The sequence below is a fragment of the Streptosporangium sp. NPDC023615 genome (assembly GCF_040640155.1).
In the GTDB taxonomy this organism is placed as follows: Bacteria; Actinomycetota; Actinomycetes; order Streptosporangiales; family Streptosporangiaceae; genus Streptosporangium.
In genome coordinates this window covers 1-26,191 of the sequence record NZ_JBFABE010000033.1, presented here as the reverse complement: position 1 = coordinate 26,191, position 26,191 = coordinate 1, and the positions used below count along the sequence as shown (strand labels likewise).

17 protein-coding genes are annotated in these 26,191 nt (G+C 73.6%); 8 read left to right on the top strand and 9 right to left on the bottom strand.

All coding sequences use genetic code 11. From position 1 onward, the window contains the following. Nucleotides 1-96 precede the first annotated feature (96 nt). Nucleotides 97-3,582, bottom strand: a complete 3,486-nt coding sequence (locus AB0G16_RS22500) for a tetratricopeptide repeat protein (protein ID WP_362808054.1) — start codon at nucleotides 3,580-3,582, stop codon at nucleotides 97-99. A gap of 213 nt (nucleotides 3,583-3,795) precedes the next feature. Continuing rightward, nucleotides 3,796-6,690 (bottom strand): carbohydrate-binding protein, encoded by a 2,895-nt coding sequence (locus tag AB0G16_RS22495; protein WP_362808051.1) that lies wholly within the window; start codon nucleotides 6,688-6,690, stop codon nucleotides 3,796-3,798. A 284-nt stretch (nucleotides 6,691-6,974) separates the two neighbouring features. On the opposite strand from AB0G16_RS22495, the gene AB0G16_RS22490 reads away from it, so the two are divergent. Beyond that, on the top strand, nucleotides 6,975-8,576 hold the full coding sequence (locus AB0G16_RS22490; protein WP_362808047.1) for a phospholipase D family protein: 1,602 nt from the start codon (nucleotides 6,975-6,977) through the stop codon (nucleotides 8,574-8,576). A gap of 85 nt (nucleotides 8,577-8,661) precedes the next feature. Here the strand turns inward: AB0G16_RS22490 and AB0G16_RS22485 are convergent, their stop codons facing one another. Both AB0G16_RS22485 and AB0G16_RS22480 read right to left on the bottom strand, forming a co-directional pair. Then, nucleotides 8,662-9,486: a glycerophosphodiester phosphodiesterase family protein gene (locus AB0G16_RS22485; RefSeq protein ID WP_362808044.1), complete on the bottom strand. Its 825-nt coding sequence runs from the start codon at nucleotides 9,484-9,486 to the stop codon at nucleotides 8,662-8,664. 268 nt (nucleotides 9,487-9,754) lie between these two features. Beyond that, on the bottom strand, nucleotides 9,755-10,852 hold the full coding sequence (locus tag AB0G16_RS22480; RefSeq protein ID WP_362808041.1) for a hypothetical protein: 1,098 nt from the start codon (nucleotides 10,850-10,852) through the stop codon (nucleotides 9,755-9,757). A gap of 692 nt (nucleotides 10,853-11,544) precedes the next feature. Between AB0G16_RS22480 and AB0G16_RS22475 the strand changes: the two genes are divergently transcribed. After that, nucleotides 11,545-11,943 (top strand): ATP-binding protein, encoded by a 399-nt coding sequence (locus AB0G16_RS22475; RefSeq protein WP_362808038.1) that lies wholly within the window; start codon nucleotides 11,545-11,547, stop codon nucleotides 11,941-11,943. An 87-nt stretch (nucleotides 11,944-12,030) separates the two neighbouring features. Here the strand turns inward: AB0G16_RS22475 and AB0G16_RS22470 are convergent, their stop codons facing one another. The 4 genes from AB0G16_RS22470 to AB0G16_RS22455 form a co-directional block, all read right to left on the bottom strand. Beyond that, entirely contained in the window at nucleotides 12,031-14,289 is a 2,259-nt protein-coding gene (locus AB0G16_RS22470; RefSeq protein WP_362808035.1) for an alpha/beta fold hydrolase, read from the bottom strand. Then, complete coding sequence (locus AB0G16_RS22465) at nucleotides 14,289-16,076, bottom strand: N-acetylglutaminylglutamine amidotransferase (RefSeq protein WP_362808033.1); 1,788 nt, start codon at nucleotides 16,074-16,076, stop codon at nucleotides 14,289-14,291. The genes AB0G16_RS22470 and AB0G16_RS22465 overlap by 1 nt, the downstream gene beginning before the upstream one ends. Beyond that, the gene (locus AB0G16_RS22460) at nucleotides 16,057-18,594 is read right to left on the bottom strand and encodes a carboxylate--amine ligase/circularly permuted type 2 ATP-grasp protein (RefSeq protein ID WP_362808030.1); all 2,538 of its coding nucleotides are present in this window, start codon (nucleotides 18,592-18,594) and stop codon (nucleotides 16,057-16,059) included. Before AB0G16_RS22460 ends, AB0G16_RS22465 begins: the two co-directional genes overlap by 20 nt. Before the next feature lie 321 nt (nucleotides 18,595-18,915). After that, a complete protein-coding gene (locus AB0G16_RS22455) occupies nucleotides 18,916-19,500 on the bottom strand; it encodes a hypothetical protein (RefSeq protein WP_362808027.1) in 585 nt (194 codons plus the stop codon). Between the two features lie 274 nt (nucleotides 19,501-19,774). Between AB0G16_RS22455 and AB0G16_RS22450 the strand changes: the two genes are divergently transcribed. The 5 genes from AB0G16_RS22450 to AB0G16_RS22430 all read left to right on the top strand — a co-directional run bounded on the left by AB0G16_RS22450 (nucleotide 19,775) and on the right by AB0G16_RS22430 (nucleotide 24,125). Further along, the gene (locus AB0G16_RS22450; protein ID WP_362808025.1) at nucleotides 19,775-21,241 is read left to right on the top strand and encodes an amino acid permease; all 1,467 of its coding nucleotides are present in this window, start codon (nucleotides 19,775-19,777) and stop codon (nucleotides 21,239-21,241) included. A 104-nt stretch (nucleotides 21,242-21,345) separates the two neighbouring features. Next, nucleotides 21,346-21,990: a methyltransferase domain-containing protein gene (locus AB0G16_RS22445; protein ID WP_362808022.1), complete on the top strand. Its 645-nt coding sequence runs from the start codon at nucleotides 21,346-21,348 to the stop codon at nucleotides 21,988-21,990. 221 nt (nucleotides 21,991-22,211) lie between these two features. After that, on the top strand, nucleotides 22,212-23,267 hold the full coding sequence (locus tag AB0G16_RS22440; protein WP_362808019.1) for an LLM class flavin-dependent oxidoreductase: 1,056 nt from the start codon (nucleotides 22,212-22,214) through the stop codon (nucleotides 23,265-23,267). An 82-nt stretch (nucleotides 23,268-23,349) separates the two neighbouring features. Further along, a complete protein-coding gene (locus tag AB0G16_RS22435) occupies nucleotides 23,350-23,850 on the top strand; it encodes an endonuclease/exonuclease/phosphatase family protein (protein WP_362808016.1) in 501 nt (166 codons plus the stop codon). 74 nt (nucleotides 23,851-23,924) lie between these two features. Then, nucleotides 23,925-24,125, top strand: coding sequence for a hypothetical protein (locus AB0G16_RS22430; protein WP_362808013.1), 201 nt, complete (start codon nucleotides 23,925-23,927; stop codon nucleotides 24,123-24,125). Between the two features lie 60 nt (nucleotides 24,126-24,185). Here the strand turns inward: AB0G16_RS22430 and AB0G16_RS22425 are convergent, their stop codons facing one another. Continuing rightward, nucleotides 24,186-25,547, bottom strand: a complete 1,362-nt coding sequence (locus AB0G16_RS22425) for an MFS transporter (protein ID WP_362808010.1) — start codon at nucleotides 25,545-25,547, stop codon at nucleotides 24,186-24,188. A 448-nt stretch (nucleotides 25,548-25,995) separates the two neighbouring features. On the opposite strand from AB0G16_RS22425, the gene AB0G16_RS22420 reads away from it, so the two are divergent. Beyond that, nucleotides 25,996-26,172: a hypothetical protein gene (locus AB0G16_RS22420; protein WP_362808007.1), complete on the top strand. Its 177-nt coding sequence runs from the start codon at nucleotides 25,996-25,998 to the stop codon at nucleotides 26,170-26,172. Nucleotides 26,173-26,191: the final 19 nt, after the last annotated feature.

Genomic DNA, 26,191 nt, shown 5'->3' with positions numbered 1-26,191 from the left:
TCCCGATGGATCAGCTGGACCGCGAAGGTCACCGCCGTCGCCGCGCTCCTCACGCTCCCTCCGGTCGTGGGTCAGGGCGCGTTCGGGGTGGTGTCGTCAGTCGCCCGCACCACCGGCGACAGCACATGGACCTGACGCGTCCGCGGACGCCCCCGACAGGACCGCCAGCCGCGCCCTGATCCGCCGGTCGTCCTCCGGCGCGACGCCGGCGCGGCAGTCCAGGGCACGGCTCAGCGCGTCGAAGGCGGCGGCCTCGTCCCCCTTGAGGGCGAACACCTCCCCCAGGGCGGACAGGGCCCGGAACCGCCACAGCCGGGTGTCCAGGTCGGTGGATATCCGCAGGGCCTCCAGAAGGTGGGTCACCGCCTCGTCGAACCGGCCCCGCCGGGCGTGGAGCTGGCCGAAGGCCAGGTGGATCCGTGCCTCCACGAAGCGCTCGCACACCCCCCGGGCGATGGCGAGCGCCTCGCCGAGACTCTCCACCGCGGCCTCCGGCAGGTCCCGGCGAAGCTGGATCTCCCCCAGCCCGCACAGGATGTACGCCTGGCCGATGCCGTCCTGCCGGTCCCTGACCAGGGCGAGCGCGCGCCGGGCGATCTCCTCGGCCTCCTCGGGCCGGTCCTGGCGCAGCAGGGCCTCTCCCAGCCTGTTGAGGATCTGCGCCTGCCCCCGCTCGCTGCCGAGCCGCCGGAAGACCTCCAGGGCCTGCCTGAGCAGCGGTTCGGCGAGGTCGGTCCTGCCCCGGTCGGTGTGGACCTGGGCGATCCCGCCGAGCACGTGCGCCTCGGCGAACCGGTCCCCCGTCTCCACGAAGATCTTCTTGGCCGTGTGGAACCCGTCGAGGGCCTGGTCGAATCGGCCGGCGAGCCGGTCCAGCAGCGAGAGGCTGCGCAGCGTCAGCGCCAGGCCGTAGGAGTCCCCGAGCCGCTCGAACAGCGCGCGGGCCGCCAGCAGGTGCTCACCGGCCCTGTCCGGCTCCTGCTGGAAGAGGTACATGCTCCCCAGGGAGCACAGTACGGCGGCCTCCCCGCGCAGGTCGCCGTGCTCGCGGGCGACGGCCAGGGCCGTCTCGTGGGTGGCGCGCCAGTCGTCGAAGTGGCTGCGCGCCTCGAACAGGGTGGTGGCGGTGACGGCGAGGTCCCAGCACAGTTCGGACGCGCCGAGGCGGGCGGCCTGGGAGATCGCGGCGACGAGCGCCCCGCGCTCGGCCTCCAGCCAGTCGAGCGGCCGTTCCAGGAGCTCGTCCGCGTCGTCCGGCCGCCACCGGGGCACCGTGCCGTGCACCTGGGTGAAGGCTCCGCCGTACTCCCGCTGGTGTGCCTCCTCGGTCAGCGCGAGCCAGCAGCCCAGCGCGCGGGTGACCGAGGCGAGACGGTCCTCGGCGCTCTCCTCGGCGTGGGCCCGCTCCCTGGCGTACAGCCGGATGAGGTCGTGGAAGCGGTAGCGGATCTGGTCGGCGCCGTCGTGTCCCAGCACCTCGACGAGCTGGGCGTCCACCAGCCGGTCGATCAGGTCCTCGGCCTCGAGGGCGTCGATGCCGAGCAGCGCCGCGCCCGCCCAGGAGGCGAAGTCCGGGGCCTCCAGCAGGCCCAGCCGACGGAACATCAGCGCCGCCTGCGGACTCAGGTCCCGGTAGCTCAGGGCGAACCCGGCCCGTACGGTGAGCTGGCCGTAGCTCAGCTCGTCCAGGCGGCGCCGCTCGTCGGCGAGCCGCCGGGCCAGGCGGGCCGGGGTCCAGTACGAGCGGGCGGTGAGGCGGGCGCCCACGATCCGCAGGGCCAGCGGCAGCCCGTCGCACAGCTCTCCGAGCAGCGCCGTGGCCTCGGGGTCCTCCCCCATGGCCACGGGGTCGGCGACCCCGCGCAGCAGGGCCGCGGAGTCGTCCGGCCCCAGCACCTCCAGGTGGATCACGCTGGCGCCTTCCCTGGGGGCCAGGTCCCCCAGGGGGTCCCTGCTGGTCACGACGACGCAGCAGGTGCCCGAGCCGGGGAGCAGCGGCCTGACCTGCTCGATGGCGCGGGCGTTGTCCAGCAGGAGCAGCAGCCGGCGCCTGCCGATGACGGTGCGCAGCAGGCCGGCGCGCTCGTCCAGGTCCTCGGGGATGCGCTCGCCGCCGACGCCGAAGGCGCGCAGGAAGCGATCCATGACCTCGCCGGGCGTGAGGGGGCGCGCGTTGAGGTCGTAGCCGCGCAGGTTCACGAAGAGCTGCCCGTCGGGGAAGCGGGAGGCGACCCGGTGCGCCCAGTGCACGGCGAGTCCCGACTTGCCGACCCCGGCGACCCCGGTGACGAGCGCGATGGTCAGCAGGCCCTGCGCGATCCGCTCGTCCAGCAGGGCGTCGAGCTGGGCGATCTCGGCGGTCCTGCCGACGAAGTGCGGCACGTCCGCGGGCAGTTGCGCCGGCACCACCCCGTGCTCGTCCCGCGCCGTCGCCGCGGCCTCCCCCGGTGGGTGCCCGGGACCGTTGGGGACCGGTCCGGCGGAAACGGGTCCGGCGGGGGCGGACGCGACCGCTCCGGGGCCCTCGGGCGGGTGCGCGGCCGGCAGGTGCGCGGCGGGCGGGCGACCCGCGGGCACGCGATCCGCCGGCAGATGACCTGCCGGTACGGGAGCGGCGGCCTGCCCCTGCGGTGGCGCGGCGATCCGGCCGGCGGGCACGGTCGCCGGGGCGCGGGCGCTCCCCGGGGCGAGGGCGGTTCCCTGGGCGGGACCGGTCACGCGGGTGGAGGGTACCTGCGACACCTGCGACACCGGCGACACCGGCGACACCGACAGCGACGGGGCCGGCGACATCGGTGACATCGGCGGCACGGGTGGCGCGACCAGTTCCCGGTCTTCGCGGAGGATGGCGTCGTGCAGGGCCTGGAGTTCGATGCCCGGCTCGATACCGAGCTCCTCGACCATCTGCGCCCGTCCGATCCGGTACGTGTCGAGCGCCTCGGCCCGGCGCCCGCAGCGGTACCGGGCCAGCATCAACTGGGCGCGCAACCGCTCGCGCAGCGGGTTGGCGTCGACGAGGACGGCGAGGTCGTCGATCAGTTCCCGGTGCCGGCCCAGGGCCAGCTCCAGCTGGACGCGCTCCTCGGTCAGCGTCAGGTGCCGGTCGTCCAGCCGCCGCGCCTCGGCCTCGAAGAACTCGCCGTCGATGCCCGCAAGGGCCGGGCCGCGCCACAGGCCGCACGCCTCGGCGAACCACCGGGCCGCGCCGGCCGGGTCCCCGGCGGTCTCGGCGGCCCGTGCCCTCGCGGCGAGCCGCTCGGCGAGCAGGACGTCCACGTCGTCGGGGTCGGCCTGCAGGACGTACCCGGGCGGGGAGGTGACGAGCAGGTCCGCGGGCGCGCCCGCCTCCAGGAATGCGCGGCGCAGACCGGAGACGCAGATGACCACCTGGCGGCGGGCGGTGGGCGGTGGGCGATCGCCCCATATCGCCTCGACGAGCAGATCGACGGGGACGACCCGTCCCGCGCGCAGGACGAGGGCGGCGAGGGTGATCCGCTGGCGCGCCCCGCCGATCGAGACCCGTCGCTCACCTACCAGGGCTTCGAGTGGGCCGAGAACTCGAAACGACAGAGCAGTTTCCATGCGCCACCATCAGAAAGTGTTCGACTGCCCTCACGCAGGGGTAATTATTTTCATGAAAAAGACCATTTGAGCAGTATTTAACCTGGTGTGTCCAGTGCCATTTCGCGGGAAAGGCTCGGCCACCGGGGTGGTTCCGGTGCGGCGTTCCCGGTGCGGCGTTCCCGGTGCGGCGTTCCCGGTGCGGCACGGGGGGCGCCGCACCGGGAGGTGGGTTCAGCGGGTGAGGGTGAAGGTGTCGACGTCGAACAGGAAGCCCGGGCCGCCGGTGAACACCAGGAACACCGGACCGCTGCCGCTCCCGGTCAGGGGGGCCGAGACGTTCTGGAAGGTGTCCCAGCTCCCGGTCACCGGCACGCTCACCGACCCCAGCAACGCCCCCGTCGCCGACCCGGCCCGCACCTGGATCGTGCCGCCCGAACCCGCCGAGGAGACCCGCGCCGCGAACGACCTGACCCCGGCCGCGCTCACCGGCGCATACCCCGCCCAGTCACCGTTCTCGATGTAACCCGCCGTCGTGCCCCCGCTGGCCCCGGCGTGACCGGCCGGCTGCACCCCCGACGCCGAGGAGAACCCCTCCCCCTCCACCGTCACCGAACCGGAGGTGGCGAAGGTGAAGGCGTCCAGGTCGAAGAGGTTACCCTGGCCCGTCGGGCCGGTGAAGACGAAGAACAGCGTGGTGCCGCCCGCCGGGGCGCCGGACAGGGGGGCCGAGACCTCGACGAAGGTGTCCCAGCTTCCGGTGACCGGGACGGCCGCCGAACCGAGCAGCGTCCCGGTCGCCGACCCGGCCCGCACCTGCACGGTGCCGCCGGCGCCCGCCGAGGAGACGCGCAGGGCGACCGAGGTCGCGTCGCTCAGCGCGTACGGCCGGAAGGAGATCCAGTCGCCGTTGTCGACGTAGCCGACGGTCCTGGCCCCCTCCGCCGGGCCGTGCTCGGCGACCTGGATCCCGGACTGGGCGCCGAAGTGCTCGGCCTGGCGGTGGCGGGGCTGCAGGGTGCGCGTGCTCTCGCCGCTCAGCCCGCCGGCGTCGGTGTAGCGGGCGGCGAAGACGCCGTAGATGTTGGCGGCCTCGTCGTGCTCACCGTCGCGGGGCACGACGAGGGTGCCGGTGCAGCCGTTCTTCGCGGTGATCTCGTGCGAGTGGCTGTCGTGACCCAGCATGTAGACGACCCTGACCCTGGCGCAGTCGATCGGGGAGTCCTCGGGGTCGGTGACGGTGACCGTGAAGGGAACGGTGTCGCCGAAGGAGAACAGCTGTCCCTCGGCCGGCAGGGTGAGGTTCACCGTGGGGGCGGTGTTGCCGACGGTGACGATGACGTCGGCCGTGCCGGTCAGCCCGCCGGGGTCCCTGACGGTCAGCGTGGCGGTGTAGGTGCCGTTGGCCGTGTAGGTGTGGGAGGGGCTGGCCGCGGTGGAGGTGGCGCCGTCCCCGAAGGCCCAGGTGTACGTCAGCGCGCCGCCCTCGGGGTCGGAGCTGCCGGCCGAGGAGAAGGTCACGGCCAGCGGGGCGGGTCCGGAGGTCCTGTTCGCGGAGGCCTTGGCGACGGGGTTGCGGTTGGCGCCGCCGATGTGCTCGATCCGGAACAGCGCCTGGTTGCCCGAGCCCGTGCCGTAGTCGAGCACGTACAGGGCCCCGTCGGGCCCGAAGGTCAGGTCCATCACCTGGGTCCCGGTCCACGGGAAGGCGGCGATCTCGCCGGGCGCCCCCGAGGAGGTGACCTCGATGGCCTTGATCCAGCGGCGGCCGTACTCGGCGGCGAAGAAGCGGCCGTCCAGCGACGCCGGGAACTTGACCGGGGAGTTCAGCGCGGCGTCGTGGCGGTAGACCGGGCCGCCCATGGGCGATTCGGAACCGCCGCCGAACTCCGGCGGCGAGCCGGCCTCCCCGCCGTAGCGGATCCAGCTCGGCTTGGCCGGGGGCAGGGTGGCCAGGCCGGTGTTGCGGAAGGAGTTGTTGGCCGGGCCGCCGGCGCAGTCGTACCTCGCCCCGGACGGGCCCGAGGGGAAGGTGTACTCGTTGTAGGTCTCGGCGACGGTGTTGGTGCCGGTGCAGTACGGCCAGCCGTAGTTGCCCGGGCCGGTGACGCGGTTGAACTCCACCTGTCCGCCGGGGCCGCGCGCGGGGTCGGGACCACCGGCGTCGGGGCCGTAGTCGCCCAGGTAGACGATGCCGGTGGCCTTGTCGACCGACATGCGGAACGGGTTGCGGAAGCCCATCGCGTAGATCTCCGGGCGGGTCCTGGCCGTGCCCGGCGCGAACAGGTTGCCCGGCGGGATCGTGTAGGTGCCGTCCGCCTGGGGCTTGATGCGCAGGATCTTGCCGCGCAGGTCGTCGGTGTTGCCCGAGGAGCGCTGGGCGTCGAACTGCGGGTTGCGGTCGGCGCGCTCGTCGACGGGGGTGTAGGCGCCGGACTCGAACGGGTTGGTGTCGTCGCCGGTGGTCAGGTACAGGTTGCCGGAGGCGTCGAAGTCGATGTCGCCGCCCACGTGGCAGCACTGGCCACGGTCGTTGGGCACCTCCAGCACGACCTTCTCGCTCGCCATGTCCAGGGTGTTGTCCGCCTTGAGGGTGAAACGGGACAGGTTCAGGTGTCCCTTCCACTGCTCGAAGGTCGCCGCGGTGCCGGTCGCGGGGGCGTCGCCCGTAGGGGTGGACAGCCTGGGCGAGTAGTACACGTAGACGTGACGGTTGGCGGCGAAGCCCGGGGCGGCGGCGATGCCCTGCAGGCCCTCCTCGTCGTGGGTGTAGACGTTCAGCCTGCCCGCGACCGTGGTGTCACCGGCGGCGGTCGTACGGCGGATCGTGCCGTCGCGCGCGGTGTGCAGGACCGACCGGTCGGGCAGCACGGTCAGGGACATGGGTTCGCCGAGCTCGGCCGGGCCGGTGGCCAGGGAGACCTGCTGGTAGTCGGAGGGCGGGATGGCGGCCGTGCCGCGAGCCCCCGCGACGGAGGCGGGGACGAGAGCGGGGGCGGTCGTCCCGGCCGCCCGGTGGGCGGCCGGGTGGACGGCCGCGTGGGCCGTGGCGGCGGCGGGCACGGTGCCGGCGAGGGCGAGCGGGACGGCGGCGAGCAGGGCGGCCCATGGGCGAGGGCGGGAGGACATGGAGTCCTTTCCTGACGTGGGGGGGTGGTCAGAGGAAGGCCGGGCGGAGAAGGGACCGGTATGCCGAGACGGGGAGGACGAAGGAGTCCAAAAACCCACTAGTCGATCTTTTTCGTAATTTGATCGTTCTTTTACCGGTTTTTAGCACGGGAGTAACATGGTGTAAATGCCTTGTCAGGGCTTCTCCGTCCGGTGCCGCGGGCCGCGCGGTCCCCGGTCCCGGCCCGCCGGGAGTGCCTGGCGGTTCGCGTGAGATCACGTAAAAACCGGGTAGATCCAGGCCGATGACCGAAGACAAGTGGTTTCTCGCCCCCGAGGAGCGTGGCAACCCGGCGTCGCGGATCGACACCCGGCGCGAGGACGGGCTCGCCTGGTCGCGGGGGAACACCGTGCGTCCCATCCCGCACGGCGCCCCCTACTTCGCCGAGCTGCTCACCCGCGTCCGCGAGCTGGGCGCCGGGGACCTGCTGCTGTTCACCGACTGGCGCGGCGATCCCGGGGAGCGGCTCGACGGCCCCGGCACCGAGGTCGCCCGCGTGTTCGCGGACGCCGCCCGGCGCGGCGTCGTGGTCAAGGGCCTGCTCTGGCGCTCGCACTGGGACCGCCTGTTCTTCAGTGCCGAGGAGAACCGCCACCTCGGCGACGCCATCGAGGCCGCCGGCGGGGAGTGCCTGCGTGACATGCGCGTCCCGGTCGGAGGCTCCCACCACCAGAAGCTCGTGGTGCTGCGCCACCGCGACGACCCCCGGCGCGACATCGCGTTCGTCGGCGGCATCGACCTGTGCTGGAGCCGCCGCGACGACGCCTCGCACGCCGGTGACGTCCAGGCCGCGCCCATGGCCAAGGTCTACGGCGACCGCCCGCCCTGGCACGACGTGCAGGCCGCGATCCAGGGGCCGGCCGTCGGCGACGTCGAGGCCGTCTTCCGCGAGCGCTGGGACGACCCCCAGCCGCTGACCCGCAACCCCGTGCACCGCGTCGCCGACCTGATGCGCCACGAGGACACCCTGGCCGACCCGATGCCGCCGCAGACCCCGGACCCGCCCCCCTGCGGCCCGCACGCCGTGCAGCTCCTGCGCACCTACGCCCACCGCAGGACCCGCTACGCGTTCGCGCCGCAGGGCGAACGCAGCATCGCCCGCGGTTACCTCAAGGCGCTGCGCCGCGCTCGGAGCCTGATCTACATCGAGGACCAGTACCTGTGGTCACCGCAGGTCGCCGAGTCCTTCGCCGAGGCGCTGAGGGACAACCCCTCCTTGAGGATGATCAGCGTGCTGCCGCTCCACCCCGACCAGGACGGCCCGATCGGCGGCGTCCCGCAGATCCTGGGCCGCAACCAGGCCCTGGACGTCCTCAAGCGCGCGGGCGGCGACCGGGTCGCGATCTACGGGCTGGAGAACCGCGAGGGCACGCCGGTCTACGTGCACGCGAAGGTGTGCGTCGTCGACGACGTGTGGACGACCATCGGCTCGGACAACTTCAACCGGCGCTCGTGGACCTACGACTCCGAACTGACCTGCGCGGTGCTGGACGAGACCCCCGACGGCCGCGAGCCCGCCGACCCCGCCGGTCTGGGGGACGGTGCCCGCCGCCTGGCCCGGGACCTGCGGCTGACGCTGGCCCGCGAGCACCTGGACCGGGCCGGCGGCTCCGACGCGGACCTGCTCGACCCGGTCTCCTTCTTCGACGCCTTCGCCTCCTGCGCCGCCGCCCTGGAGGACTGGCACGAGGGCGGCCGCCGCGGCCCCCGCCCGCCGGGACGGCTCCGCACGTACCGTCCCGCGCCGATGTCCCCCTGGACCGCGGCCTGGGCCACCCCCTTCTACCGCATCGTCTGCGACCCCGACGGCCGGCCCCGCACCATGCGGCGGGCCGGGCACTACTGACGGGCCGACCGCTCAGCGCGCCCCGGCGGACGCGAACGGGATCGACGCCACCTCGCGCGCCCGCCGGCGCGCGGGGCGGGAGCGGTCAGCGCATCAGGTCGGGCCTGTTGGTGATGACGCCGTCCACCCGGTAGGAGACCATGCGCCGCATCACCGCCGGATCGTCCACGGTCCAGGTGAGGACCTTCATGCCGTGGCGGTGGACACGCCCGACGTACTCCGGGGTGACGTCGCCGTACGGCGGGTTGATCTGGTCGGCGAACCTCGCCAGGCCCGGCAGCTCGGCGACCGCCGGTGTGCCGAGCAGGCCGATCGCGACCCGGGGCATGGCCCGGTGGAACACGCGCATCGAGTTCCAGTCGAACGACTGGACGGCGAGCCGGCCGGGAACGAGCCACGAGGGGTGGCGACGCAGCTCGTCGGCGACGCGGGCCTCGATGCCCGGGTAGAGCCGCGGCGCCTTGATCTCCAGCAACAGGCCGATCCGGCCTCCCCCCATCGCGCGCAGCACCTCCCCGAGCGTGGGCACCGGTTCGCCCTCGTGGTCCGCGCCGAACCAGGAACCCGCCTCCAGCATGCGGATCTCCGCGAGCGTGAGGTCGCCGACCCGCCAGGGCGCCCGGCCGGGGAAGACCCTCTCCGCGTCGGTGGTGCGGGTGAGCGTCGTGTCGTGCATCAGGACCAGCCGGTGGTCCCTGGTCTCCTGGACGTCCAGCTCGATCATGCCGGCGCCCTGCTCGTACGCCAGCTCGAAGGCCGCCATGGTGTTCTCCGGCGCGTACGCGGACGCCCCGCGGTGGGCGACGCCGACGGGCGCCGGTGACCCCGCGGCGGCCGGGGAGGCGAACGCCGCCGGCGTCGCCGACAGCGCGAGCACGGTCGTGATCGCGAGAACGAGTCGTCGGAACATGGATCCCCTCGAAGGTGGAGAACGCCCTGGGACCCGAATCTGACAGCGCCTCATGACATCGGGTCGACACGACGGTTATCTGCCGATGCCCGGCAGGTGAGCGATCGCCCCCGCACCACGCTCCCCGGCCGGGCGACCGGCGCGACGAGGCATCCGGGACACCGTCCGGGACACCGTCCGGGACACCGTCCGGGACACCGCCCCGGGCGCGTCGCGGCGGGCCCCGCGGACGCACCGGCCGGGGAGGGCACGGCGGAGCGCGCCCGGTCTAGGGCAGGCCGTTCCTGCGCTTGTAGTCGTTCCAGACCCGCACGCAGTAGGCGTACCGCCAGTCCCCCGGGGGAAGGTGGCGACAGGCGTAGGCGGCGCTGATGCCCGCGGCCGGCCGGCCGCCCCCGGGGGCCCGCGGGAACGGCGACCTGGACGCGCGGGCCCGCCCCCCGCTCCCGGACGAGCCGTCTCCCTGCGACCCGCTCCGTGCCCGTCCGGCCCTGGCGGCCCGGGACCGCTCGCCCGCCCCCCGGCCGGCGCCCACCTTCTCCGGCGCGACCACCCCCTCCCGCGAGCCCGCGCCCCCGGCCCCTCCCGAGGCGCCCTTCGGACCGTTCGTCCCGCTGTCCCGCGAACCGGCGTCGCCCCGTGAACCCCTCGTCGCGGAACCGGCCCCCGGGGAACCGTGGTCCCCGCCGGACCGCCCGCTCGCCCCTATCCGCCTGATCCACCCGTTCTCGCGGGGGTCCGCGGCCCGGGAGCCGTCACCGGCACCGGCCCGCCCGGAGGAGGGCTTCCGCCCCTGGTCCCCCTCCCGCCCCGCTCGTCCCCGCGGCGAGGTCCCGTCCCGGCTCGTCCGCCCCTCCCCCGCACGGGACCCGCCGCCCGGGGGGGCCTCTCGCCCGGCCGGGGGAGACGCCTCCGGCGCGCCGGGCGACGCCGGGGTCGGCGCCGAGGTCGGCGGCAGGGCGGTCGGCGTGTCGTGACCGGCGAGGAGGCGTCCCTCGCCGGGCGCGGACGACGTACCGGAGAGCGACGTGCCGGCCCACGGCGACCAGCCGGACGACCAGACGCCGACCCCCGCGGCGGCGAGGAATCCGGCGATCAGCGCCGGCCGCAGCAGCCGGTCGCGGGAGAGCCGCGCCCAGGGTCTCCGCCACGGACCCGGCGGCGGAGGCATGGAGAACGGCCTGCTGTCGAGGTACGTCCGGGCGCGGGCCGAGGCGTCCTCACCGGCCGCCACCTCGGCACGCCCGCCGGCCGCCTCCTCCCCCGCGCCCTCATCCCCGCCCCGAAGGACCTCCGCGGGCGGGGGCGGGCAGGGAGAGGGGGGCGGGGACGAGGAGCCGCCGGGCGGCGGGTCGCCGTACGGCATGCGACCCCGCGGCCTCGTCCTCGGGCCGTGGCCGTGAGTCCGGTCGTGCCCATCGAGCATCTCGCCTCCCGTATCGCGTCCGACCTCCCCAGCCTGGCAAAAATCACACAGTGTATGCGGGCCATGACAGTACGGTCTTACCGATCTGTTATCAGCACCGGCCCGCAAAGAGGAGGAAATGAGGGGAAGACCGGCCCCCCTGACGCGGCCAGGGGCCACGAGGTCCGGGATGCCTGGAACGCCCCCGCACCTCTCCACTCCCCGGCCCTCCGCCTCTCCGCCCGGACGGTCGGACGGTCGGACGGTCGGACGGTCGGACGGTCGGACGATTGGACGGTCGCGACGCCCGTCGGCGAGCGCCGCGCCTTCGTCCCGGTCGTCGCGCACGCCCTCCCCCGTCGCGTCACTCTTAATTCTGAGATCTTGTGACCCTCGCCCTTTACAATGTAGATTCATTCTTTGTCTCAGCACCGTTCTCCCTGTCGCGAGCGCCGTTCCGCCCCTCGTGGGTCCCGTGTGCGCCGCGGCCGGAACGCTCCCACCAGGACCGGGAGCGTTCCCGGCGATGATCGATGATTAGCCAGGTCAGCAGGGGTAGTTACTTGGACGTAACACTTCAGCGACCGTTCGGATCCTGGTCGACGTACCGGTAGCCCCCCGGCGACGACACGGACGCACATGGGGGAATCGACGTGAGAACCAGCAGGCGAGCACAGTGGCCGATCACGAACGACCTGACCGGCCTGCGCAGGCGACTCGCCCGCTACGCCGACCAGGGAGGGCTGACCGGCAGGCGACGTGACGATCTGCTGCTGGCCGCTCACGAGGCCACGATCAACGTCCTGGAGCACGGCGGCGCGTCGGGCACGGTGAGCGTCTGGCAGGACGAGGAGGCCCTGACCGTCGACGTCGCCGACGACGTCGGCCGCCTCTGCCCCGGCGACGCCCGCCGGGAGCGCCCCTCACCCCGCGCGACCCGCGGGTTCGGGCTGTGGCTGATGAGCCAGATATGCGATGAGTTCACCATCCGCCAGGCCGACGGGCGGTCCCACGTGCGGCTGCGCATGCGCCTGACCGGCGGCGCCCGCTGACACCTCCCGACACCGCGACACGGCACCGCGACACGACACCGCGACGCCCCCGGGCGTCGTGACCCGTGAACGCTCCCCGGCCCGTCCTCACCCCCGGTCGGGGACGGCCAGGTGCCAGCCGAACCATTCGACGACGTTCTTGACGAACGTCGCCCGGTTGGCCGTCTGCCGGATCTCGTGCCCCTCGTCCTCGAACAGCAGCAGCTCGCACGGCACGCCGCGCTCGCGCGCCGCCCGCAGGGCCTGTTCGGCCTCGTGCAGCGGGACGTTGGTGTCCTGGGCGCCGTGCACGATCAGCAGCGGGGCCTCCAGCCGGTCGAAGGAGTGCAGGGGGGACAGGGCGCGCAGCAGCTCCCGGTCGGTGACGGGGTGGCCGTACTCGCTGACGGCCGCGGCGGCGATCCACGGCTCGGTCCGCTCGTAGAAGGTCTCGAGGTCGGCCATGCCGCAGACGTCGACGCCGGCGCGGAAGAGGTCCGGGTGGGTGACCAGGGCCGCCAGCGTCAGGTAGCCGCCGTAGGAGCGGCCCATGCAGGCGATCCGGTCCGGGTCGGCGACGCCCGCGCGCGCCAGCTCCAGGGCGCAGTCGGCCACGTCGTGGATCGCGTCGAAGCGGAGCGCGTGGTTGTCGGCGTTGCGGAAGGCCCGGCCGAATCCCGAGGAGCCGCGGACGTTCGCCGCGAGCACCCCGATCCCGGCGGCCAGCAGGTTCTGGAACAGCGGGTTGAAGGTGGGCCGTTCCTGGCTCTCCGGGCCGCCGTGCAGGTAGACGACGCAGGGCGCCGGGCCCGGCGCGTCGGGGACCCGGTAGAGCCAGCCGGTCAGCTCCATGCCGTCGCGCGCCTGGAAACGCATCAGCTCGGCCCCGGCCGCCTCGGTGATCCGCCCGGCCCCCGCGACGCTCCGGTAGCCGCCGGTCGCCAGGTCGCACAGCAGCACGTGCGAGGGCCGGTCGGGCCCCTCGGCCGCGAGCACCGCCAGGGCGCCGTCCAGGGAGATCCTGATCGAGGTGACCACCTCGGCGGGCGGTGGCGGCAGCGGACGCGTCAGGCCGGTGACGAGCTCCATGACCTCCAGCTCGGAGCGGCCGTCGGTGTTCCAGACCAGGACGACACGCCGGCCGTCGGCGCTCAGCGCGAACTGGTCCAGCTCGGCGTCGTGGCGCTCGGCCAGCACCACCGGGGCGCCGTCCTCCCCCACCGCGACCAGCGCGGCCCGGTCCCGGCCGACGTCGGAGAGCAGGTAGGCGGTCATACCGTCGGGCGAGAGGATGCCGTAGTCGGTGGTGCCGGTCAGCCCGGCCAGCAGCGGCCGTTCCCCCGGCCCCGGCAGGTCGCCCGCGGCCTCGTCGGGCATCCCGGCGGGCAGGCCCGGCGGCACGTCGGCGAGGTGGCCGGGCGGCGGGTCCGAGCGGAGCCCGGCGGGCGGGAGCGGGGAGGGCGCGACCCCGGCGCCGGGGGTGAGATCGCCGGGAAGGCCGGGGTCGGGGCCCGCGGACGATCCGGGAAACAGGTGGTCGGGACCGGACAGGGCGGCGGCCAGCCCCGCGATCCCGTGGCCGGGCAGGGCGCCGGCCGCCTCGTCGGCCCCGGCCGGCCCGGCGGGGCGGGCGAAGGGGAACGCCTCGTCGTGCCCGGCGGCGGGCGCGCCCGGGAAGGCGCCGGAAAGGACCGGAGCGCCCGGGAAGGCCCCGGCGAGAGCGGGGGCGCCGGGGAAGGCGGCGGGAAGGGCGGCCGGCAGGTCGGCCACGTACATCCTGCGCACGCCGCGCGGGCCACGCCGCAGCAGCATCCGGCGGTGGTCGCGGCTGACCGACGCCGGATGCATCAGCGCCCCGTCGGCGATGACCTCCCGGCCGCCGGAGGCGGCGTCGATCAGCACCGCCTCGGTACGGCCGGTGGCGGTGACCTCGGCGACGAGGAGGACCTCCCCCTGCCCGGTCCAGCGGACGAACGACGCCGACCCGCCCTCGGGCGCGGACAGCGGCCTCAGATCGCCGCCCTCGGGGCGGACCGTCCAGACCTGGGTGTGCTCCCCGCCGCCGGGCACGACCAGGACTGCCAGCCGCCGGGCGTCGGGGGACCAGCTCACGTCGGCGACGGGCTCCGAGCCGGTGTCGACCGGCCAGGCCCCCCGCCCCGGCGGCCCCTCGGGCCCGTCCTCCCCCGGCGTCCACTCCTCTAGGTCGGCCCCGAGGGGCTGGATCCAGACCCGCGGCGAGCCGTCCCTGTCGTCGATGAAGGCCACGGCGCTCACGTCCGGCGCCAGGGCGGGTGCCCGGCAGCTCCGGGCCGTCAGGCCCGTTCCCATCGAGGGACGAGAACGGGCACCGAGGATTTCGACCATCAGACTCCTTGTGCTTGCAACCACAGCTCCAGGAGTCCGAGTTGCCACAACGCGTTCGCACCCAGGGTAGTGCGATGTTCGTCCGGTGCCGCCAGAAGCTTCTCGACGTAGGTCGGCTCGAACAGCCCCCTCGAGCGGGCGGCCTCGGCGGTGAGCGCGTCGCCGACCATGTCGAGGAACGGCCCGTGCAGGTGCCGGACGGCCGGGACCGGGAAGTACCCCTTGGGCCGGTCGATGATCTCGGCGGGCAGCAGCGCGCGGGCGGCGTCCTTGAGGACGCCCTTGCCGCCGGAGGCGAGCTTGAGCTCCGGCGGGCAGGCCGCCGCCAGCTCGACCAGCTCGTGGTCCAGGAACGGGGTCCTGGCCTCCAGCCCGAAGGCCATGGTCATGTTGTCCACCCGCTTGACCGGGTCGTCGACGAGCATGACCTCGGTGTCCAGCCGCAGGGCCGCGTCCAGGGCGGTGTCGGCGCCGGGCGCGGCCAGGTGGCGCCGGACGAACTCGCCGCTGACGTCCTTTCGTAGCATGTACTCGGGTGTGAGGATCCCGGCCAGCGTGTCGTGCGGGCGGTCGAAGAACTCCCCGGCGTAGACCTCGGCGGCGCGCTCGCGGGGAACTCCGGCCAGCGGCGGGTACCAGCTGTAGCCGGCGAACACCTCGTCGGCGCCCTGGCCGGACTGGACGACCTTGACGTGCCGGGAGACCTCCTCCGACAGCAGGTGGAAGGCGACGCAGTCGTGGCTGACCATGGGCTCGCTCATGGCGCCGACGGACCGTTCCAGGGCGGGCAGCAGGCGCGTGTCGTCGATCGGGATGCGGTGGTGGTCGGTGCCGAACTCGGCGGCGATCAGGTCGGAGTAGCCGAACTCGTCGCCCCGCTCGCCGCCCGCCGAGGAGAAGCCGATACTGAACGTCGACAGGCCCGCCTGTCCCTCCTCGGCCAGCAGCGCGACGATCAGGCTGGAGTCCAGGCCGCCGGAGAGGAGCACCCCCACCGGCACGTCCGCGACCATGCGGCGGCGTACGGCCGTGCGCAGCCGCTCCAGGACGGCCTCGCGCCACTCCCGCGGGCCCGCTCCGGCCATGTCCGGCAGGGCCGAGCGGGTGTAGGACGGGTGCCAGTAGCGGTGGTCGGTCACGGTGCCGTCGGGTTCGACGGTGCGCACGGTGGCCGGGGGGAGCTTGCGCACCCCGGCCAGGATGGTGCGCTCACCCGGCACCACCGAGTGGAAGGTCATGTAGTGGTGCAGGGCCGTCCGGTCGATGCCGGTGTCGACTCCCCCGCCCGCCAGCAGGGCGGGCAGGGTCGAGGCGAACCGGAGCCGGTCCCTGTCGCCGGAGAGGTAGAGGGGCTTGATGCCCAGCCGGTCGCGGCCGAGCGTGAGCCGCCCGGTGTCGCGCTCGGCCACGGCGAAGGCGAACATGCCCGCGAAACGCTCCACGCAGCCGCTCCCCCAGCGGTGGAACGCCTTCACCAGCACCTCGGTGTCGGAGGTGGAGAAGAAGCGGTACCCGTACCCGTGCAGTTCCTCGCGGAGCTCGCGGTAGTTGTACAGGCAGCCGTTGAACACCGCCGTCAGGCCGAGATCGGCGTCGACGATCGGCTGGGCGCCCCGCTCGGACAGGTCGATGATCTTCAGGCGCCGGTGGCCGAAGGTGATCGGCCCCTGCGACCACAGGCCCTCCCCGTCCGGCCCCCGGTCGCACATCGTCCCGCTCATCCGGGTCACGGCGGCGACGTCCGCCGGACGGCCGTCGAACCGGAACTCACCGCTGAGGCCGCACATCGGCATCCCCCCTCAGAAGCCAGGTGTCCTTGGATCCGCCTCCCTGGGACGAGTTGACGATCATGCTCCCGGCCGGCGCGACGCGGGTCAGCGCCGTGGGCGGCACCGTCGCGGTCTCGCCGAAGCAGACGAAGGCCCGCAGGTCCACCACGCGCGGGCTCAGCCGCTCCCCGTCGAAGCTCGGGTGCGTCGACAGGCGGACCGTCTCCTGGGCGACCCACCTCTCCGGCTCGGCGACGATCGTCTTCCTGACCCGGTCCAGCTCCTCGGCCGAGGCGTCGGCGCCGACCACCACGCCCTGGCCGCCGAAGCCGTCCACCGGCTTGACCACCAGCTCGGGCAGCCGGTCGAGCACCTGCTCGCGGTCGTCGGCGTCCCGGCACAGGTAGGTGGTGACGTTGTCGATGAGCGGCTGCTCGCCCAGGTAGTACTCGATGAGGCGCGGCACGTACCGGTAGAGGCACTTGTCGTCGGCCAGCCCGTTGCCCGGGGCGTTGGCCAGGACGAGCGCGGACCGCTCGACGGCGTCCATGATCTCCAGCCCGAGCGTCCCCTCCAGCAGGTCGTCCTCGTCGATGCGCCGGTACAGCACCGTGATGCGGCGCCCGGCGACCTCGAGGTGGCCGTTCCTGAAGGACAGCTCGGAGGGGAGCACCAGCGGCACGCCCATCTCCTCGGCGAGCATGCGGTGCTCGTAGTGGGCGGAGTCCCCCGGACCGCCGGTGACCACGGCCAGCCTCTCGGGGTCGCCGCCGGCCGCGGCCAGCAGCGCCTCCCGGAGCACGCCCAGGCCCTCGGCGGGGTCGAAGGCGGCGTCGCCGGGCAGGAGCTCCGGCAGCACCTCGGCCATCAGCCGCCTGTTGGTCACGGAGTAGCCCAGGCCCGAGGGCACGCGGAGGTTGTCCTCCAGCACCGCCCACCGGCCGACGCTGTCGCGGACCAGGTCCAGCCCGGCCACGGCGCAGCGCACGGTGCCGTTGGGCACCCTGCGGCCGGACTTGTGGTACCCGGGGGACTCGTCGACCACCCAGGCGGGGATCGCGCCGTCGCGGATGATCCGGCGCTCGCCGTAGGCGTCGTGCAGGAACGCCTCCAGCGCCCGGATCCGCTGCGGCAGCGCCCGCTGGACCTCGGTCCACTCGTCGGCCGGCACCAGCCTGGGGACCAGGTCGAAGGGGAAGATCCGGCTCTCGCCGCCGCCCTCCACCTGGAAGGTCATGCCGTGGCCGCGCTGGTGCTCGTCGCGGCGCCGCTCGGTCTCGCGCAGGCCGCCGGCGCCCATGCGGTCCAGGACGCTCAGGATCGGCTGGTAGGACTCGCGGACGGTGCCCTCGATGATCGCCTCGTCGCCGGGGGCCTCGTAGCCGTCCAGGAGGCTGGTGTGCATCCTGGGCATCGGCCCGCCGAAGGCGGTCTCCCACTCCTGTGAGCGCGTCTCGGCGACGACCAGGTCGACCACGTCGGCCAGCTTGCCGCTCCGGGCGAACGCCTGGCGCTGGCGGGCCGCGGAGCTGCCCCTGGCCAGCGACTCCCGGGCCAGGGAGGTGACGAGCTCCCAGTCGCCGCACTCCTCGAGCTGCGGACGCAGGCCGTTGATCATCCGCCGGACCACCTCGGAGGCGGGGGCGGGGGTGCCCTCGATCGGGTCGACGAGCTCGCCCTCCAGCCCGGAGCGGGCCGCCCGCCAGGACGCGGCGCGGACCATCTCCAGCCGGACCGTGCGCTCCGGGCCGTTCTGGACGGCGTCCAGCTCCCGGGCCACCAGTGCCCGGAACAGCCCGGCGATCAGCACGATGTCGCCCACCCGGGGGCAGGCGTCGCAGACCCGCAGCTCGATGGTGGGCAGGTGGTCCGAGGGCCGGATGTCGAAGTAGATCATGCCCGGGTCGGTGATGACACCGGAGGCGATGAGGTCCCGCACCACCCGGTCGTACTCGGCGGCCGACTGGAAACGGGGCACCGGGCCCGCCGTGGGCCAGCGCTGCCACAGCAGCGGGCGGTAGCTGGCGTAGCCGGTGTCCGAGCCCAGCCAGTACGGCGAGCTGGAGCTCAGCGCGAGCAGCGGGGGCAGCCAGGGGGCCAGGCGGTGGGCGACGGCGACGGCCAGGTCGCGGTCCTCGACGTCGGCGTGGACCTGGGTGCCGCAGATGAGCTGCTCGCGGGTGAGGAGCTGGTAGTCGGCGAGCATCTGCTCGTAGCGGGGGTCGGGGGAGATCTTCAGGGCCTCGAGGTCGACCAGCGGGACGCTGCCGGCCGCCACGATCCCCAGGCCGAGGTCGTCGGCCGCGTGGATCACGGTGCGGCGCAGCGCGGTCAGGTCGTGGCCGAGGTCCTCCAGGCGCACGAACGGCCTGCTGTTGGCCTCCACCACCGAGCGCTGGAGCTCGTGGGTGAACCGGTCGGCCGGTAACTGCTCCAGCAGCACACCGGCTCGTGGAACGAGGTGCCGGGTCTCCACATCGACGACGTGAAACTCCTCTTCGACGCCGACCGCGATCGGCCCCGCCAGACCCGCCATTTCATCACTCCAGAAGTACGCCGACTTATCGGGATTTTTGTCTTTTGCCCGAAAAAAGGGGTTCCGCACTTCACGGGCCACTTCCGGGAGAAGTGAAGCGATCTGTTCACGCGGCGCGATCGGACGCGTCCACCTCTCCGGCTCGGGCGGTCATGGCACCTGCCCTCACCAGGAAACTCTACGCGTCGTCCTATGTCCGATCTTGGGCGGGTTCCGGGCCTGAGCGTGATCGGGCCAGGTCAGGGCGTGGATCGGGCCGGGATCCGGGCCGGGACGATGCGTTCTCCACCGGCCCCCCGGGGGGGCGAGCGGCCGGCGCCCCTACGCCGGCGGCGCCACCCGGTCCCCCGGGCCCGCCGCCCCGTCCCGGCCGGTCGCGCCTCCCGTGCCGGTCTCCTCGACGCCGGCCGCGTTCCCCGTGCCGGCCTCGTCCTGCGAAACGGCCTCGTCAGGCGTGCCGGCCTCGTCCTGCGTACCGGTCTCGTCCTGCGTACCGGTCTCGTCCTGCGTGCCGGTCGCGTCGGCCCAGACGGCCCCGCCGCCCCGGTCGGGCTCGCCCCCGGGACCGGTCACCTGTCGCGGACCGGCGGCCCCGGGATCGTCGGGCGGGTCCAGCAACTGCCGCATCGGCGGGCTGTCGAGGAACGTGGAGACCGCGTCGGCCACCCCCTCCCCCAGGGGGCGGAACGCGTCCACCACCGCCTGGGCGGGCGGGCCCAGGCGGGCCTCCACCTCGTGGAGAAGATTCTCCAGCACCTGCGGCAGCGGCGGCACCGGCAGGCCGAGCACGGGCTTGGCCTGCGCCTTCTCCGGCGGCGTCCAGCGCATCGAGTCGTCGCTCATGGCGAGCCACTCGTCGACGGCGCCGTCGATGGAGTCGAGCACGTGATCGGAATCGTCTGGCATGGCGGCTTCCCCTCATGACCGGGACCCGATAAGACGACGGTACCCCGCCTCGCCGCCGTCGGGCAGGGGTGGACGCGACCCGGGATCGTCACCGGATGTCAAGGAAACGACACGCTCCGCCAACGTGAAGATCACGTGCCGGACGGGTATGGGCCGGTGGTCGGGCGAGTCGCCGTGCCGGCCGTCACGCCGGTCGTCACGCCGGTGGTATCGCCGGTCGTCGCGGCGGCCGTCACACCGGTCGTCGCGGATCGTCGCGGAGAGAGGATGCGTCATGGCAGCGACCCGTACGGAATCGGGGGTGTTCCGCCGGAAACCGATCGAGGAGATCGACGAGACCGAGGGCGGCCGGGAGGGCGGGCTCACCCGCGTGCTGGGGCTCTGGCAGCTCACCGCCATCGGGGTCGGCGGCATCATCGGCGCGGGCATCTTCACGCTGGCCGGCACCGTGGCCAACGGGGTGGCCGGACCGGCCGTCGTGGTGTCGTTCCTGATCGCCGGGGTGGCGAGCGCCGCGGCCGCGCTCTCCTACGCGGAGTTCGCCGGGCTCATCCCCAGGGCCGGATCGGCCTACACCTACGGCTACGCGGTGCTGGGCGAGCTGGCGGGCTGGTTCATCGGCTGGGACCTGCTGCTGGAGTACACCGCGATCGTCGCGGTCGTGGCCATCGGCATCTCCGGCTACTTCTCCTTCCTGCTGACCGACCTGGGCGTCGAGCTGCCCGCCTGGATGCTGGGGGCGCCGGGCACCGGCGCCGGGCACAGGGTGGACCTGTTCGCCGCCGTCCTGTGCCTGCTGATCGCCGGTCTGCTGAACCTCGGCATGCGCAGCGCGGCCCGTTTCGAGATGGTCGTCGTCGCCCTCAAGGTCGTCGTCGTGCTGGTGGTCATCGCCGTCGGCGCCTTCTACGTCAGGTCCGCCAACTACACGCCGTTCTTCCCGTTCGGCCTCGGCGGCGCCTTCACCGGGGCGGCCACGGTCTTCTTCGCGGTCTTCGGCTACGACGCGATGAGCACGGCGGCGGAGGAGTCCAAGGACGCCCGGCGCCACATGCCCAGGGCCATCGTCTACTCGCTCGCCATCTCGATGGTGCTCTACGTGCTGGCCTGCCTGGTGCTGACCGGCATGCAGAAGTACACCGAGATCGACCCGGAGAGCGGGTTCTCCACCGCGTTCCAGTCGGTGGGCCTGAGGGTGCTGGCGGACGTGATCGCCGTGGGGGCCATCATCGGCATCCTGACCGTCATGTTCACGTTCATGCTCGGCGTGACCCGCGTGTGGTTCTCGATGAGCCGGGACGGCCTGCTGCCGAGGTGGTTCGCCAAGACCCACCCGACACGGCACGTCCCCACGCGCGTGACGTGGATCGCCGGTGTCGTCTCCGCGGTCATCGCGGGCTTCCTGCCCATCGCCGAGGCGGCCGAGCTGACCAACATCGGCATCCTGCTCGCCTTCGTGGTCGTGTGCGCGGCGGTGATCATGCTCCGGCGGCGGCGGCCCGACCTGCCCAGGGCCTTCCGCTGCCCGGGGATGCCCGTGGTGCCCGCGGTGGGCATCCTCTTCTCGATCTGGCTGATCACCTTCCTTCAGTGGCAGACCTGGATACGGTTCCTGGCCTGGTTCCTGGTCGGCCTGGTCGTGTACTTCGCCTACTCCTACCGGCACTCCGCGCTGGCGGGACCGTCCTCTCCCCCGGCCGCGCCCCGGCACGACGACGACGGCCCGCGGGACGACAACTGACCCGCGCCGCCCGGACGCCCAGCTCCGGACACCGGCGAAACTGAGTGGCCCATCAAAGCCCGTCAAACTGGCATAACCCTTTTAGCTGGGGGAATGAGCTGGCGATGCTGTCTGAAACTCGTCCCGCCGGTGGGGACACGCTCACCTTCCTCGGCGCGATCATGCGTAACCCCCAGCAGCTGGGAGCGATCGCGCCCAGCTCGAAGGCCATCGCCCGCCTTACGGCGTCAATCGTCCCGGACAGCCCCGGAGCCGTGGTCGTGGAGCTCGGCGCCGGAGGCGGAGTGATCAGTGACGCCATCCGCGACCGGATGCCCCCGGGCGGACGGCAGCTCGCCCTGGAGCTCAACGAGGGCATGGTGCGTCACCTGCGGCGCACCCGCCCCTGGCTGGAAGTGATCACCGGTGACGCCGCCGACCTGGGCAAGCTGCTCAGGGAGGCCGGTCTGTCGCAGGCCGACGCGATCGTGTCCTCCCTCCCCTGGACCCTGTTCGACGACGCGCAGCAGAAGCTCATCCTGGAGGAGATCTCCTCCTCGCTCGCCCCGGGGGGCATGTTCAGCACGGTCACCACGCTGACCGTGATGCCGTTCCAGCGGGCCCGGCACTTCCGTGGCCTGATGCGCCGCACCTTCGCCACCGTGGGAACCCTGGGACCCGTCTGGCGCAACGTGCCGCCGGCCCTGGTCTACACCGGCCTGCGGGCGCCGGACCCGCTGAGCGGGGACCCGTCCGGCGAGGCGAGGTAGCGACCCCGGGGAACCGCTCGCCAGGCCCCGGCGGGGCCCCGGGGCGGGCCCCGCCGTCCGTACTCCCCGGGAGGCCCGCCCGCGGGCTCCCGGGGGACCGGTCCGCACGTTCCCGAAGACCCCGTCCGCGGGCTCCCCGGGCGACCGGGGACACCGCACGCCGGTGGGACGGAAAGGGGACGGGCCGAAATAAACCTCCGGTCGACCGGGTTGCCGCCTTCATGGCTCACGACGACATCCGCGGAACGGCCCGCGGCTCCTGCGAGGTTCCCCTGTCGATCCTGGAGCTGGCCGTCGTCGGCGCCGGGATCACACCCACCGAGACGCTGAGGGCGAGCACCGAGCTGGCCAGGCGCGCTGAGGAGTGGGGGTACCACCGGATCTGGGTGGCCGAGCACCACGGGATGCCCTCGGTGGCCAGCTCCTCCCCGGCCGTGCTGATCGCCCATCTGGCCGCCGCGACCACGTCCATCCGGCTGGGCTCCGGCGGAGTCATGCTGCCCAACCACGCCCCGCTGATCGTCGCCGAGCAGTTCGGCACCCTGCACGCGTTGCACCCCGGCCGCATCGACCTCGGCCTGGGGCGCGCTCCCGGCACCGACCCCGCCACCGCGCGGGCGCTTCGCCGGCACGGCCTGGACGCCGACGACTTCCCCGAGCAGCTCGCCGAGCTGACCGCCTTCCTGGACGGCTCGTTCCCCGCGGGCCACCCCCTGGAGCGGGTCGTCGCGACCCCCCGCTCCCCCGAGTCGGGCCGCCCGCCGATCTGGCTGCTGGGCTCCAGCGGCTTCAGCGCGCGGCTCGCCGGCGTGCTCGGCCTGCCGTTCGCGTTCGCGCACCACTTCAGCGCGGGCAACACCGTCCCGGCCCTGGAGCTCTACCGGTCGTCGTTCCAGCCCTCGGCCGTCCTCGACCGGCCGTACGCGATGATCGGCGTCTCGGCCGTCGCGGCGGACACGTCCGAGCGGGCGCTGCGCCTGGCCCGTTCCGGCGGGCTGTCCATGCTGCGGCTGCGTCGCGGCGCCCCGCAGCCGATCCCCACGCCGGAGGAGGCCGAGAGCCACCCCTACAGCCCGATCGAGAGGGACTTCCTCGACGACTACCTGTCCAAGGTGGTGCTGGGGAACGCCGACGAGGTGCGCCACGGGCTGGAGGACCTGCGCAAGCGGACCGAGGCCGACGAACTGATGATCACCACGATGGTCCACGACCCCGCCGACCGGATCCGCTCCTACGAGCTGGTCGCCCAGGCCTACGACCTCACCGGGGAACGCTGACCTCCGCCGCCGTCCGCGTCTGCGCGGATAAACACCACGATCTCCACCGAAACTGCACGGGACGTCGTTACCCTCTCGATACATGATCAAGTCGAGGTGGGTGAGCGCGCTGGTCTGGCCGGCGGTGCTGCCGCGCGCGGTGTGGGCGGTGCTCAGGGTCGGCGGCTGGACCCCGGTGCGGCAGTGGGTGCCGCTGGTGGCGTTCACCCCGTACGTGGCGGCGGCCTCGGCGCTCCCCCTGCTGGTCGCGCTGGGGCTGCGCCGCTGGGCCGCCGCGGCCCTCGCCCTGGTCACGGGCGGGCAACTGCGGGTGCTCGCCGGCGACTTCAACGCCACCCTCGACCACCGGCAGGTACGCGACCTGCTCGACAGCGGCTACCGCGACGTGGCCGACGTCACCGGGCACGGCCTGACGGCCACCTGGCCGCAGCGGGGCCGGTCACCGGTCCCCGGCGTGACGATCGACCACGTGCAGGCGGACGCGCGCATGGCGGTGCGGGCCTTCGGCGTCCACGGCCTGGCGAACACCGACCACCGCCCGGTCTTCGCCGAACTGGGCCTGCCCCGCCCCACCGGCCGCTGACCCGGCGGCGGTTCATCACCTGGACGAGGGACGACGGGAGCCCCTTCGATCCGTGGCTGCGCACCCACCACCGGATGGGCGCCCGGATCCTCTGCCCGGCCGAACGCTCCATGACGGTGACCGGCACCGTCGACGAATGGCGGAAGTGGGCGTCCATGGAGTTCCCCGACTCCGGCTCGTACATCGTCCCCGGCGCCCTCGCCCCGGTCACCGTCGACCGGCAGGCCGACGTCGGGGAGTACGTGGAGCCCAACGTGTGGATGCGGCACCTCTGACGCGTTCCCCGGCCCGGGCGCCGGGGAACCGGCCCGCGTCCCGGCGGTTCGCGGCGCGGGTCAGGACCTCCCGCCCTGACCGGGTCGGCCGGCCCCGCGCGAGCGGGTCCCGGTGACGAGGAGCACGACGGCCAGGACCAGGTACGGCACCGCCGAGGCGGTGAAGACCGTGTCATGGCCGGCGACCGTCGAGGCCGCGGCGTAGGCGCCGTAGACGAGGACGGCGGCCAGCTCGGTGCCCAGCCCGGCCAGCGAGGTCACGGTGGCGCGGGCCGGGCCGGTGATGCTCTCCTGAAGCCGTACGTCGGCGAGCACGGTCGCCACCTGGAAGGCGCAGAAGGCCGCCGCGACGGCGGCGAATCCCACCGCGCTCCCGCTCGTCGCCCCCGCCCCCATCGCCAGTGCCCCGATCGCGAGGACCGCGGCGAGCCCCCGGTCCCCGAGGCCGCTCGCGAAGGACACGAGCACGCCACCGGCCGCGACGCCCACCGAGACCAGGAGCACCAGGAGCGGTACGACATGCGCGGCGACACCGGTGCCGAGCGCGAGCAGCGGGGTGTACTCCTCCAGGGAACCCCAGAGCGCGGTCACCGCCGGCACCAGCAGCAGGGCCCTGCGCGTCCCGCGGTCGGCACGCGCCGCCCGCAGTCCCTCGCGCAGGATCGCGACGTAGCAGCCCTCCGTCTCCTCGGCGTCCTCGGCGTCCTTCTCGTCCTCGGCGACGTTCCCGGGGGCGCCCCCGCCGGCGTCCTCGGCGTCCTCGGCGTCCTCGGCGGGGTCGAGGGCGTCGTCGTCCCGGCCGGGCTCGCCCCGCCGCGCGGGCCGCCCCCGGTGTTCGGGGAAGGTCAGCGCGACCGCGGCCGCGAGCAGACAGGCCAGGACGCTGCCGATCCCGACCAGGGGGTAGCCGCCCAGCGCGAACGCCGGGGCCGCCACGGCCATGGACGCCATGACGGCGCCCGTGCCGATCGCGCGGGCGCGTCCCATGATCGCGCCGTAGCGCCCGGCGGCGCCCAGGCGGTCCAGCTCGGTGTGGACGAGCGCCTCGAGCGCCCCCGACTGCAGGGCTCCGGAGGCGCCCCACAGGACGAAGGCCACGGCGAACACCCAGTAGGAGGGGGCGGCGACCATCAGGGCGAAACCGGCCGCGGCCGGCAGCGGCGCGAGGGCGAGCAGCAGGCGCCGCGAGACGGCGTCGGCCCACACCCCCGACGGAACCTCCAGCACGACGGAGGTGATCGACCAGATCGCCATGAGCGAGGAGATCTCGGCGGTCGACAGGCCCGTGTCCACGAACAGCAGGGCGTAGAACGGGTACAGCAGGACGAACTCATCGAGGAACGCGTAGGCGTAGAGGGTCGCGGCCAAGCGCTTCGCGCGCGCGGCGGGCACGCCGGGCACGCGGAGTGAGAAAACGGTCATGAGGTCCTTCTCGCGGAAACCGTATGGACTCGGGATGCTCGGCATCTCCGGGGGTCCACGGCAGCGCGCGCCGGACCGACCTCGTGAAGGTTATTGTCGCCAGGTCATGCCGCCGACCCTACAGCCGCTCCACCGGCCCTCGCCTCCCCTTTTCCGCGGCGACCGGCCGCGCCGGGGGGCGGATCCCTCGCTCCGGTAAAGACCGGGGTCACCAGGTCGCCTGACCTGGTGGTTACAGGATGGGGACCGTCAAATCAGTTGCCGCCCCCCTGGCGCGGCACGGAGACTGGAGGTTCGCCCGCCGTACGGGCGGCGGTGATCCGACGGGGCGGCCACCGGCAGCGGTGGCACGGGTGAGAACCGGTTGAGAGGCGACGGGGCTCCACCCTGCCATGCCCCGAACGGTCGTCGCCCCCGGTGAACACCGTGAGGAGCGTGTCACCTGCCTATGCCCCCTGATACCGGAGCCACCGAAACGACCGACACCGACACCGACGTCGGCACCACCGACACCGACACCGACACCGACACCGATGCCGGTTCCGGCGCCGGCGCCGGCGCCGGAAACAAGACCGGCACCCGCGAACGGCACAGATGGGACGAGGACAAGTCTGTAATGGAGTAACGCGAAGTATTTTTTGGGT